The organism is Finegoldia magna, from assembly GCF_002243175.1.
In the GTDB taxonomy this organism is placed as follows: Bacteria; Bacillota; Clostridia; order Tissierellales; family Peptoniphilaceae; genus Finegoldia; species Finegoldia magna_J.
Genome location: NZ_NDYF01000010.1, coordinates 58,695 through 70,287 on the forward strand (window position 1 = coordinate 58,695; position 11,593 = coordinate 70,287).

The 11,593-nt window shown below is 27.9% G+C and carries 14 protein-coding genes; all 14 read right to left on the minus strand.

Going from position 1 to position 11,593, the window contains the following annotated elements:
• Positions 1 to 58: 58 nt before the first annotated feature.
• From B9N53_RS03505 to B9N53_RS03570, 14 genes are read right to left on the minus strand one after another with little or no spacing between them, the layout of a single operon-like run.
• A complete protein-coding gene (locus B9N53_RS03505) occupies positions 59 to 2,086 on the minus strand; it encodes a bifunctional 4-hydroxy-3-methylbut-2-enyl diphosphate reductase/30S ribosomal protein S1 (protein ID WP_094203701.1) in 2,028 nt (675 codons plus the stop codon).
• Complete coding sequence (locus B9N53_RS03510) at positions 2,086 to 2,655, minus strand: lysophospholipid acyltransferase family protein (protein ID WP_094203702.1); 570 nt, start codon at positions 2,653 to 2,655, stop codon at positions 2,086 to 2,088. The genes B9N53_RS03505 and B9N53_RS03510 overlap by 1 nt, the downstream gene beginning before the upstream one ends.
• Positions 2,645 to 3,514, minus strand: coding sequence for a (d)CMP kinase (gene cmk, locus B9N53_RS03515; protein ID WP_094203703.1), 870 nt, complete (start codon positions 3,512 to 3,514; stop codon positions 2,645 to 2,647). Before cmk ends, B9N53_RS03510 begins: the two co-directional genes overlap by 11 nt.
• A complete protein-coding gene (locus B9N53_RS03520) occupies positions 3,511 to 4,713 on the minus strand; it encodes an NAD(P)/FAD-dependent oxidoreductase (RefSeq protein ID WP_094203704.1) in 1,203 nt (400 codons plus the stop codon). The genes cmk and B9N53_RS03520 overlap by 4 nt, the downstream gene beginning before the upstream one ends.
• On the minus strand, positions 4,713 to 5,252 hold the full coding sequence (locus B9N53_RS03525) for a tRNA (mnm(5)s(2)U34)-methyltransferase (RefSeq protein WP_094203705.1): 540 nt from the start codon (positions 5,250 to 5,252) through the stop codon (positions 4,713 to 4,715). The genes B9N53_RS03520 and B9N53_RS03525 overlap by 1 nt, the downstream gene beginning before the upstream one ends.
• Positions 5,242 to 5,589: a hypothetical protein gene (locus B9N53_RS03530; RefSeq protein ID WP_094203706.1), complete on the minus strand. Its 348-nt coding sequence runs from the start codon at positions 5,587 to 5,589 to the stop codon at positions 5,242 to 5,244. The genes B9N53_RS03525 and B9N53_RS03530 overlap by 11 nt, the downstream gene beginning before the upstream one ends.
• Positions 5,564 to 6,292, minus strand: coding sequence for a pseudouridine synthase (locus tag B9N53_RS03535; protein ID WP_094203707.1), 729 nt, complete (start codon positions 6,290 to 6,292; stop codon positions 5,564 to 5,566). The genes B9N53_RS03530 and B9N53_RS03535 overlap by 26 nt, the downstream gene beginning before the upstream one ends.
• Complete coding sequence (scpB, locus tag B9N53_RS03540) at positions 6,279 to 6,827, minus strand: SMC-Scp complex subunit ScpB (protein WP_094203708.1); 549 nt, start codon at positions 6,825 to 6,827, stop codon at positions 6,279 to 6,281. Before scpB ends, B9N53_RS03535 begins: the two co-directional genes overlap by 14 nt.
• A gap of 2 nt (positions 6,828 to 6,829) precedes the next feature.
• A complete protein-coding gene (locus tag B9N53_RS03545; protein WP_094203709.1) occupies positions 6,830 to 7,537 on the minus strand; it encodes a segregation and condensation protein A in 708 nt (235 codons plus the stop codon).
• The gene (locus tag B9N53_RS03550) at positions 7,534 to 8,142 is read right to left on the minus strand and encodes a site-2 protease family protein (RefSeq protein ID WP_094203710.1); all 609 of its coding nucleotides are present in this window, start codon (positions 8,140 to 8,142) and stop codon (positions 7,534 to 7,536) included. The genes B9N53_RS03545 and B9N53_RS03550 overlap by 4 nt, the downstream gene beginning before the upstream one ends.
• The gene (locus B9N53_RS03555) at positions 8,136 to 8,672 is read right to left on the minus strand and encodes an NUDIX hydrolase (RefSeq protein ID WP_094203711.1); all 537 of its coding nucleotides are present in this window, start codon (positions 8,670 to 8,672) and stop codon (positions 8,136 to 8,138) included. The genes B9N53_RS03550 and B9N53_RS03555 overlap by 7 nt, the downstream gene beginning before the upstream one ends.
• 2 nt (positions 8,673 to 8,674) lie before the next feature.
• Positions 8,675 to 10,372 carry a DNA repair protein RecN gene (gene recN / locus B9N53_RS03560; RefSeq protein WP_094203712.1) on the minus strand — a complete coding sequence of 566 codons (1,698 nt, stop codon included), beginning with the start codon at positions 10,370 to 10,372 and terminating at the stop codon, positions 8,675 to 8,677.
• A 4-nt stretch (positions 10,373 to 10,376) separates the two neighbouring features.
• Complete coding sequence (locus B9N53_RS03565) at positions 10,377 to 10,829, minus strand: arginine repressor (RefSeq protein WP_002836519.1); 453 nt, start codon at positions 10,827 to 10,829, stop codon at positions 10,377 to 10,379.
• A gap of 4 nt (positions 10,830 to 10,833) precedes the next feature.
• The gene (locus B9N53_RS03570; RefSeq protein ID WP_094203713.1) at positions 10,834 to 11,592 is read right to left on the minus strand and encodes a TlyA family RNA methyltransferase; all 759 of its coding nucleotides are present in this window, start codon (positions 11,590 to 11,592) and stop codon (positions 10,834 to 10,836) included.
• Between the last annotated feature and the right edge of the window lies 1 nt (position 11,593).

Below are 11,593 nucleotides of genomic sequence, written 5' to 3' on the forward strand. Positions count from 1 at the left end.
CATAAATACATTAAAAAAAGCCAAACACCTGTTTGGCTTTTTGGATATAAAGTAGATTTTAGTTATCTTCTTCGATTTCTTTTAATTTTAAATCTAATAATGCACCTAAATCACTGTTGATCAAAGTTTCTTCACTTGATTCTGGTTTAGTTTCTACTTTTTTAGGTTTAACTTTTTTAGGTCTTGGTTTTCTTTCTGGTTTTTCAGGTTTTGGTAATAAAGCTTTCATACTTAAAGCTATTCTCTTCTTTTCAGGATTGATTTCTAAGATCTTAACTTTAACTGTATCACCAATATTTAATTCATCTGATGGTTTGTCAACGTGTTCATTTGAAATTTCAGAAACGTGAACTAAGCCTTCAATTCCTTCAGCTAATTTAACAAAAGCACCAAAGTCAACTAAGTTTACAACTTCGCCTTCAATAACATCTCCTTCGTGATTATTTTCAACGAAAGCGTCAAATGGTTTTTGTTGTAATTGTTTCAAGCCAAGTGAGATTCTATTCTTTTCTCTGTTAGCTTTAAGAACTAAAGTTTCGATTTCATCTCCAACTTTTAAAACATCTTCTGGTGACTCAATTCTATTCCAAGAAATATCTGAAATATGAAGTAAACCATCTACTCCACCTAAATCGATAAATACACCAAAGTCTGTTAATCTTTGTACTTTACCAGTAATTGTTTCGCCAACAGTTATGTTTTCCCAAGCTTTATCTTCGATTTCTTTTTGTTCTGCTTCTACAACAGCTCTGTGAGATAAAACTAAACGTCTCTTCTTTTCATCTATATTCAAAACTTTACATACCAAAGTTTCTCCTACATATTTAGATAAATCTTTTACAAAGTGAGTAGTTACTTGAGAACCTGGTATAAAAGCTCTTACATTATCAATTGTAGCTATTAAGCCGCCTTTTACTACTTGTGTAACTTTTGCTTCTACAGTTGAATCATTGTCGAAACTAGAAACTAAATTCTTCCAGTTTTTAATTCCTTCAACTCTTTTTGTAGAAAGTACAACATTTCCTTCTCCGTCATCTAGCTTAATAACGTAAACTTCGATTTCGTCGCCTTGTTTGTACAAATCCTTAGGTAATTTACCTTCTTCTGTTGATAATTCGTCTAGTTTAATAATACCATCAGCCTTATAGCCAATATTAACCATGACTTCATCATCTGTTACATAAATAACTTCACCCTTTACGATTTCTTTTGGGTAAATCTTATTCATGCTTTCTTCTACTTGTTCCATAAAATCCTTGCTGTAATTATCCATTAAATTTACAACCTCCTCAATAATCCAAGCCGGTGTGGACGCACCAGCTGTAATACCTAATAATTTAGATTCAATAATACTATCATCGATACAAATATCCTTGTATGTTTCAATTCTTAAAACTTTTTTGCAATTTTGTTTTGCAATTTCATACAATTTATTTGTGTTAGAACTATTTAAGCCACCAATCACAATCATACAATCGACATTCTTAGAAAGCTCTAAACAAGCCATTTGTCGGCTTTTTGTAGCCCCACAAATAGTATTATCTATCACAACGTTAGTATTACCTCTTACTATTATATCAGAAATTTCCAAAAATTTCCTCTTTAAATTAGTAGTTTGTGAAATTACATATAATTTTTCACCTTTTATTTTTTTCGCCTCATCAATTGAGTTCACCACTTCAACATTATTTTCAACTTGTCCTTTCATTGCTATAATCTCCGGATGATTAGGATCTCCAATAATAACAATCTTGTAACCTTCTTCATATTTCTTATTTATTTTTTCATAAATTTTTAATAGTGAGGGGCAAGTTAAATCTACTAATTTGTATCCATTATTTTTTATTTCTTCTTTTAATTTTAATGTTGCTCCGTGAGATCTAATAAAAATCGTGGATCCTTTCTCAGCTTGAGTATAATCATCTATCTGTTTTATACCTAGAGCTTCTAATCTTTTACATTCTTGTTCGTTATGGATTAGCTGACCCAAAGTATACTTTAATTCTGATGGGTCATTTTCAATTATCTCTATTGCTCTTTTAACTCCATAACAAAATCCCGCATTTTGTTGTACTATTATATTCATCAGTTCACCTTGTAAATATTTTCGTAAATAGCTTTAGTTATTTCTTTGTTTCTCATATCTTTTGAAATATCATCAAAGCTTGATATCGCTATTTTGTCTCTTACGAATACTTCTACTTTTGATCTGAACTTATATTCAGAATTTATGAATACAGGGATAACATCTGCTCCTGCTCTTGACGCAATCATAGCAACTCCTGTTTTCATATTTTCTTCACTTACTGTTTTTACTCTCGTTCCTTCAGGAAATATTCCCAAAACTTCGTTGTTTTTAACAAGCTTGATAGATTCTTTTATCGTTTTAATATTTACGTTATCTCTATCAACCGGAAAAGCTCCAAACTTCTCCAGTAAAAATCCTAAAAATTTATTTTCAAATAATTCTTTTTTTGCCATAAATCGTATCGGTCTATCAAAAATTATCGCTAATAAAATTGGATCCCATAAATTAATGTGATTTGCACAAATAACTAAAGGAGTTTCAGGTAGATTCGTATTTCCATGAACAACTAATCTGTATCTTATTTTAAATATTATTTTCAATAAAAATCTTGCAAACCTATAAAACATTTCTACCTCTAATTATCTCTATTATTTTTTCAACAACTTCATCAATACTCATATCATCAGAATTGATGAGAACAGCATCTTCTGCTTGTCTCAACGGAGCATATTTCCTGTTCTTATCCTGTTCATCTCTTAATTTTATGTCTTTTAGAATCTTTTCATAAGAAGAATCGTCTTTTTGTTCATCAAATCTTCTTTTTGCTCTTACTTCTGGTGATGCATCCAAATAAAACTTGTAATCAGCGTTCTTTAGTATGTTAGTACCAGCATCTCTTCCATCAAGAATAATCGCTTTGTCACTCGCAATCTGTCTTTGAATTTCAACTAATTTTTCCCTTACAGAATAATATGTTGAAACCTTTGATGCAGCCATTGATACATCATTAGTTCTTATTTTATCATTCAAGAATTCTCCGTTTACTTTAATTTTGGATGATTCAAATGTTATATCTAAGATGTTCAATACTTGCATAACTTCTTCTTCGTTTTCCAAATTGACATTTTCTTTCAAACAAAAATAAGCAAGAGAACGATACATTGATCCCGTGTCCAAATACTCAATGTTTAATATATCTGAGATCAATTTACATACTGTTGATTTACCAGATCCACTAGGTCCATCTACTGTAACAGAATATACGTCATTATTAATCAATTCAATATACACATTGTCATCGTCATTTTTTCTGAGCATTCTAGATGAAATTAAAATATTTTTATTTGTTTTAATTAAACTATCGTCGAAAATTTCCTTCATAACTTTTGGTGTAGATATCAATAATATATCAAAATTCTTGTCTTTGATATATTCATTAATTTCACCGTAAAGTTTTGATTCGTTTTCGTATTTGATTTTTTTCATATATTTATCCCCGCTAAATAACCCGTTGAAAAAGCAAATTGTAAGTTAAATCCTCCTGTAAAACCATCAACATCAATAATTTCTCCACAAAAATACAAATCTTTTACAAGTTTAGATTCCATTGTGCTTGGATCAATCTCATTTACATCGATCCCTCCCACACTAATAATTGCATAATCAAGCTTTTCATTTGATACATAAGTAAAATCAAAACTTTTCAAAGTTCTTCTTAAATTATCACGTTCAGATTTTGTTATTTCATTTACCTTTTTATTTGGATTTATATTTGCAGATTTTAAAATTGGGAGTATCAATTTTTTTATCGTTATTCTACTTATGGCATTTTCAATAGTTTTATTTTGATTTTCGCTGAAATCTCTTAAAATCCTATCATCAAGTTTTTGATCTGTCAATCCTGGCTTCAAGTCTATTGATATTTTAATATCTCCATTTTTGTTGCATAAAATACTTGATAAAGTAAGTACCAAAGGACCTGAAATTCCTTTTCTTGTAAAAATCATTTCACCTATATCATTAAATATCAATTTCTTATTAAAATAACATTTTAATCCGACGTTTTTAAGACTAACGCCTTCTAATTCTTCTACATTTTCTTTTAAAATAATTGCACTTAAACCAGGCTTCATTTCATGAATAGTGTGACCTAGCTTAGTTATTTGATTGTAAAGTGATCCATCTGAGCCTGTATTTGGATATGATTTACCACCACAAGCTATGATTACTTTATCAAATGCATATTCATCATTACTTGTAGTGAGATAAAATTTGTTCGACTTATAGATTTTATTCACCTTTTCATTTAAGTGTAATTCTGCATTCTTATCTTTCAAAATTTTTTCAAATACTTTGATCACATCTGAAGATTTATCACTTTGAGGAAAAACTCTATTCCCACTTTCAACTTTTGTTTTAAGACCATTTGAATTAAAAAAATTTATGACTTGTTCATTTGTAAAGTCATAAAATGGGCTGTAACAAAAATATTTATTTGTATTCATATTTTCAATCAAATCTTGTATTTCACAAGAATTGGTAATATTGCATCTTCCTTTCCCGGTAATAAACAACTTCTTACCTATTTTTTCATTATGATCAAAAATATGAATTTCATATTCATCTTTAATGAAGCTTGCAGCCATTAATCCTGCTGCACCTGCTCCTATTATCGCTACATTCATTATTTAATCCTTTCAATTAAGCAAACAAAAGGGGGATTGTTTATTTGATTTATAAAATCGTATCTAATAACGTTGAATTCTTTTTGGTTTAATTTTTTTAGGAATTCAATTATGTTTATGCTCTCTTCAAATCCTGGCTTATGTCCAGGATAAAAAGTAATAACAATTTGACCTTCTATGTTCATAACTTTTAAAAGTTTTTCTAAAGTTTTAATTACAGTGTCATAATCAGTTGTAAGATTTTTATTTCCACCTGGAAGGTATCCTAAGTTAAATACTGCAAAATCGATTTTTTCATTAGTATATTTTTCAAAATTTAAATGAGAATCATTAATAACTTTTAAATTATCAATTTTTATAGCATTATCGATACAACTTTTTTGGATATCAAATCCATAAACTCTTATATTTTCGTTTATAGATATCATTTTGTACGAATCATGTCCGTTTCCAAATGTCATATCTAAACAAATTTTTGAAGTTGGTATTTTATCCTTCATCAATGATTCGACTAATGTTTTGGTATTATTATAAATCATTGCAACTTCCTCTAAAAAGTAAATTAAAATCTATCTTACCCTGATTTGCAAAAAATGATTTTACTAAGCCATTATTATCATAAAACTCTTCAATACCAAAATCTCTCAAATTCATTCCTATACTTTTTAGGAAAAACAACTTACTAGAATCATCCTCTTCTAATTGAAAATCTGCTATATTTGCTATTGTACCTTCTGTCCTAATCAGAGAATATCCTTTTGGTTTTAAGTCGTCAATATATAAAAAGCAAAAATTCCCCACGATTTCTTCCATATTTAGGTTAAATTTTTTTAAAATTTTTTCGTCTTTGTTATTTGCAAGTCTTACTTCTATCATATTTACCTCTTATTAAATCCAAATCTTCATTTTTTAACAGTACGTATTCTCCACTTTTTAAATTATTTCCCATTTTGTAATTACCAATTTGAACTCTTTTTAAATCCAAAACCGGATGATTTATATAATCAAACATTTTTCTGATTTGTCTGTTTCTGCCTTCATAAATAGTTACCATATACTTTGTATTATCTTTTACATTTGCAATAAATTCTATATTTGATTTTTTTAATTTATAGCCGTCTAAGACTATTCCATTTTTTAATTCTTGTATTTTATCTTTAGTTGGTTTCCCTTTGACTAAAACCTCATAAACTTTTTTATGCTCAAATTTAGGATGAGTTAGTTCATAGGTTAACTCACCATCATTCGTTAAAATTAATAATCCATGAGAATCTTTATCCAAACGCCCAACTGGATAAACTCTTGTCTTAGATTTGATTAAATCCACAACTTTTTTATCAGCAAATTTATCCTTAACTGTAGAAGTATATCCGATAGGTTTATTTATAGCAATATAAATTTTTTCTTCTTTTTTGCTAATTTTCTTGCCTTCGACTTCAACAATATCACGATCATTTACTTGATATGATAAATCCAGGAGTATTGTCCCATTGACACAAACTTTTGAGTTTTTGATTAGTTCATCAGCCTTTCTTCTCGAACAATATCCACTTTGTGCGATGAACTTATTTATTCTCATTTTCTTTTTCCTTTATAAGTTTTTCTATTTCGTTTAATTTTGGAAGATCTTCCAAAGAATTAATATTGAAATAATACAGGAACTGATCCGTAGTACCATACAATATAGGCTTCCCGATTTTATCAAGTCTTCCGACTTCTTTTATTAGATTTTTTTTGGTTAAAGTGTCAATTGATGAACTAGATTTTACTCCTCTTATTTCATCTATTTCAATTCTGGTTATAGGTTGTTTGTAAGCTATAATCGATAAAACTTCCATGGTGGTATTAGTTAATCTTGTATTTTTATTTTTCACAAAAATTTCTTTTAAAAATTCGTAGTATTCTTTTTTAGTTTGAATTTGGTAGCTATCGTTGATGCATCTGATTTCCAGAGAAGTGTTTCTATATTCGTATTCTTTAATTAAATCATCGAGCATATTTCTAGTTTCTTTTTTGCCAAGGTTTATGGCTTCAGATATTGAAGAAATATCTAATGGTTCACCCCATAAGAAAAGTAAAGATTCAATTTTATTTCGAATAATTTTATCTTCCATAATTACCTCATTAATATTTCCATATTATCCTCATTTTTTACAACTTTTAATATGTTTGATTTTAATAATTCTAGTAAAGCTAAAAAAACAGATATAACTTCATTTCTATTGGTCTTTTGTGATAAAAAAGATGAAAAACTATATGTTCTATTTTTTTCTACCTTCCACAATATATCTTCAATACAATCTTCAATTTTATATTCTTCTGCTTCAATAATTTCTGTTTCTTCAATTACAATTCTATTATCTTCTCTATTTAATATTTCTAACAAAGTTTCAGATAATAAATTAACATCTGGAACAATCAAATTTTCTTTTTCAGATTGATAAGCCGACAAATCCTCTTGAATTTTTCTAAAATGTTTCGATGAGATGTTTTCTAATCCAATCAATTGCTTAGAAATCTCTTTAAATTTTTTATATTCTATTAATCGTTGTTTAATCAAATCTTCATCTATCTGATCATCTTCATCAAAATCATTTTTTGGTAATAATTTTTTTGATTTTATATATAACAAAGTAGAAGCTAAGTAAATAAAATCAGTCAAATCTTTAGTAGAATGATTTTTCAAATTCTCAACTTCTTCAATGAATTTATTTGTGATTTTTGCTAAATCAACATTTTCTATATCAATTTTTTCTTTTTCAACCAAGTTTAATAATAGATCCATTGGACCGTTGAATTCTTCAGTTTCAATAATTAAACTCATAGTGCAATTGCTAACCTTAAAAATTTATCAATTATAAATGATGTTATAGGCGTTAAAACTTTACCTAACACACCTGAAAATATTAATATCAGCAATATAAAATAAGTGTATTTTTCATATTTTGCCATAAAATCTAAAAATTTTCCTGGAAAAAATGCCGTTACAACCTTTGAACCATCTAAAGGTGGAACAGGAATTAAGTTAAATACAGCGAAATACACGTTATACACAATAAATAAACTCAAAATTTCTGAAACTACAGGATTTACATGAGAAAATTTAACATATAAAAACGAAAATATTAGTCCTAAAATCAAATTAACGGTAACTCCCGCAATTGAAACCAAGAACATTCCCAAATGTCTTTTTCTAAAATTATATGAGTTTATTGGAACTGGCTTTGCCCAACCAAACTTAAATAAAATCAAACTAATTGCACCTAATGGATCAATATGATCAATAGGATTGAAGCTTAATCTTCCCATATTCTTTGCCGTATTATCGCCCATCCAATATGCAACATAACCGTGAGCGAGTTCATGAAGAACAATTGTTGGTAGCAATACAAATATAATTATAATGTAATGATTTATCGTTTCTAACATTTATTCACATTCCTTAAAAAATATAGAATTCCCATAATTGTCTTACCATCAATTATAGCTCCGTCCTCTATCATTTGAATTAATTTTTCCTGTTCTATAAGTTCTATATTTAAAAATTCATCGTCATCAGCTTCTAGTTCGTCTTTGAATAATTCTTCAGCCAAAAAGAAACTTACTTTTTCATCACTAAAACCTGGAGAAGAATAAGCGTCGAACAGATAAGTTAAGATCTTACAATTATAACCTATTTCTTCCCTCATTTCTCTTATCGCCGCGTCTTTTGGTGTTTCATTGTGTTCAATTAACCCTGCTGGTAATTCCATTAATTGTTGGTCTATAGCTTTTCTATATTGACTAACAAAAAATAATTTATTATCTTTTACTGCGATTATACACACAGCATTTGCATGCTCTACAATTTCTCTTTTTGAGTATTTTCTATTTGGAAGTTCAACCGTATCTAATCTAAGGTTTAAAATTCTTCCCTCATATATCATTTCACTCTTTATAGTTTTTTCTTCATAATCCATAATTATCTCCTATCATTTTTTAATTCATTTGCTTGATTGATCATTAATTTTGCTTGTTCAATTGTCGTTTCTGTGATGTTTATTCCTCCGATCAATCTCGAAATTTCATTTACCTTTTCTTCAGGAGTTAATACTTTTAAAATTGATTTTGTTTCGTTACTACAATCAATCTTTTCAATTAAAATGTGATTATCGCTCAATGAAGCTATTTGAGGTAAATGACTTATTGAAATCACTTGTTTGTCTTTTGATAAATCAATAAGTTTTTCACCTACTACCAATGCCGTTCTGCCACTGATTCCAGTATCAATTTCGTCAAAAATAAGAGTATTAATATCTTCAAAATCTGATATAACTGACTTAAATCCAAGCATAATTCGTGAAATTTCTCCGCCAGATGCAATAGATGCCATTGGTTTTAAATCTTGTCCTAAATTTGTTTTAATCATAAAATCCAATGAATCATAACCTTTTTCATTGAAATCAGAAAGTTTTTCAAATTTGACCTGAAAATCAGCATGTTTCATATTCAAATCTTTTAGATTTTGAACTATTAATTTTTCTAATTTAGAAACAATTTCTTTTCTAATTTTATGAAGTCTATCTGATAATTCAAGTCCTTTCTTCTTGTCTGAATCAATTAATTCCTTGAATTTTCTTTTATTTTCTGTAATTTCATTCAATTCTTTAAGTCTACGTTCCAAATTTTGTCTAAATGAAATTATATCATCAATAGATTTTCCGTATTTTCTCTTTAAATTTGTAATTATTGCTATTTTATTTTCTAAATCATTTAATTTGAACTCATCTTGATAGATGCTTGATGAATATGAACTAATCCTTGAGAACAAGTCGTCCATCTCATAATAAATCTTATCCAAATCTTGCTTAAAAGAATTCACTTCATTATCAAACTCACATATGGAATCCATCTTGCTTAAAACAATATTAAACATAGTGTTTATATCTTGTTCATTGTAGTTTTCATCTGAATACATGTTTAATATTTCACCGATATTATTTTTAATCAAATTAACATTAGATAGTTTATTATACTCATTTTCAAGTTCTTCTTCATCCAAGTTATCAAGATCTATTTGTGATATTTCTTCTATTTGATAATTTATTATATCGAGTTGTCTATCCTTTTCTTCATTTGAAATATTAAAACTCTTGTACGCTTTTTTGTATTCTGCAATATGATTAAGAATTTCTCTTAACTCAGTTTTGATTTTAAAAGTTTCTTCCTTATCAAATGAATCAATTAAATCTAAATAAAAATCCTTATTCAATAGTGATTGAGTTCCATTTTGTCCATGAATGTCAACAAATTTACTCATTAATTCATTTAGTGTGCTAAGTGTGATTGATCTATTGTTTAATTTATTTATGCTTTTTAAATTAGTATCTACAATTCTTGAAATTATTATTACTCCATCTTCAGCATTGTATCCCATGTCTTCTAAAAATTTAATTTTAGAATTATCAGCTATTGTAAATGTCGCTTCAACAATAGTTTTTTTTGAAGAGTCTCTGACAAAACTTTTGTTAAATCTTTGTCCTAAAAGAAGTTCAAAAGCTTCTATCAAAATTGATTTTCCTGAACCAGTTTCACCAGTTATGATATTAAGTCCATTTGTAAAATCGACATTGATTTTGTCAATTATCGCAAAATTTTCTATATAAAGAGAATTTAACATTTTTTTACCTGATGATTGATTTGATTTCTGAAACTAATTTTTCCAATCCAGACTTATCTTCAACAGTTATATAAATAGTATCGTTACCTGTTAGAATTCCTGCTATATTGTCTAATTTAGCGTTTGTAATTGCCATACCACATACTGTTGCAGTGTGAGATATTGTTTTAATAATTACCATATCTTCATTGTGCTTGATAGTCAACACTGCAGATCTGAAAATCTTATCTAATCTTTCGTTTAATGAATCGTGTACAGTGTCAATTATTGCATAATGATATTCGCCTTCTCTAGTTTGAACTTTTGATATTCTTAATTCTTTTATATCTCTAGAAATAGTAGCTTGTGTAGCTCTAACTCCATGAGCTTCTAAATAGTCAGAAAGTTCTTCCTGAGTTCTTATTTCATTTTCTTCTATTAAGTCTAGAATTAATCTTTGTCTTGTGTATTTTTTCATATTTTTACCTCAATCTATTAAATGCTGTATCCACAACATCCTTGAATTTTATATTTTTATTATCTAAAGTCGTAATATGGATTAAATACTCTATATTGCCACTCTTACCTTTTATCGGACTATGTGTCATCTCAGAAATATACAATCCTTCATCATTTAGATAATTATTAATATCATTTATTATAGATAAATGTTCCTTTTTATTATTAATTATATGATTTTTTGATTTTAATTCAAACTGCGGCTTTATCAGAAATATCATTTCGCCATTATTTTTTAGCATCTTAACGGCATTTGGAATAATCATTTTCAATGATATAAAAGATACATCGCATACTATCAAATCAAATTTAGGATACTCATCTACATTAATATTTCGAAAATTTGTATTTTCGAATAATTTAACCCTGCTATCATGTCTAAGTTCGTCAACCATTTGATTATTGCCAACATCAATAGCATAGACTTCTTTTGCATTATTTTTTAATAAAACTTGAGTAAAGCCACCAGTAGATGATCCTATATCTAAGCACAAATCATGCTTACCTATGTTAAATACCTCAAAAGCTTTTAAAAGCTTCAGAGCTCCTCTTCCAACATATTCAGTGTGTTCTTTTACTTCAACTTCATCAGAATTTATTTCAAGTGATGGTTTCTTTACTAGATTACCTTTATAATAAACCAATTCATTTTCAATCAGAGATTTTGCCTTTGTTCTAGAAGATGCGAAGTTGTTTTCACATAAATACACATCAATTCTCATA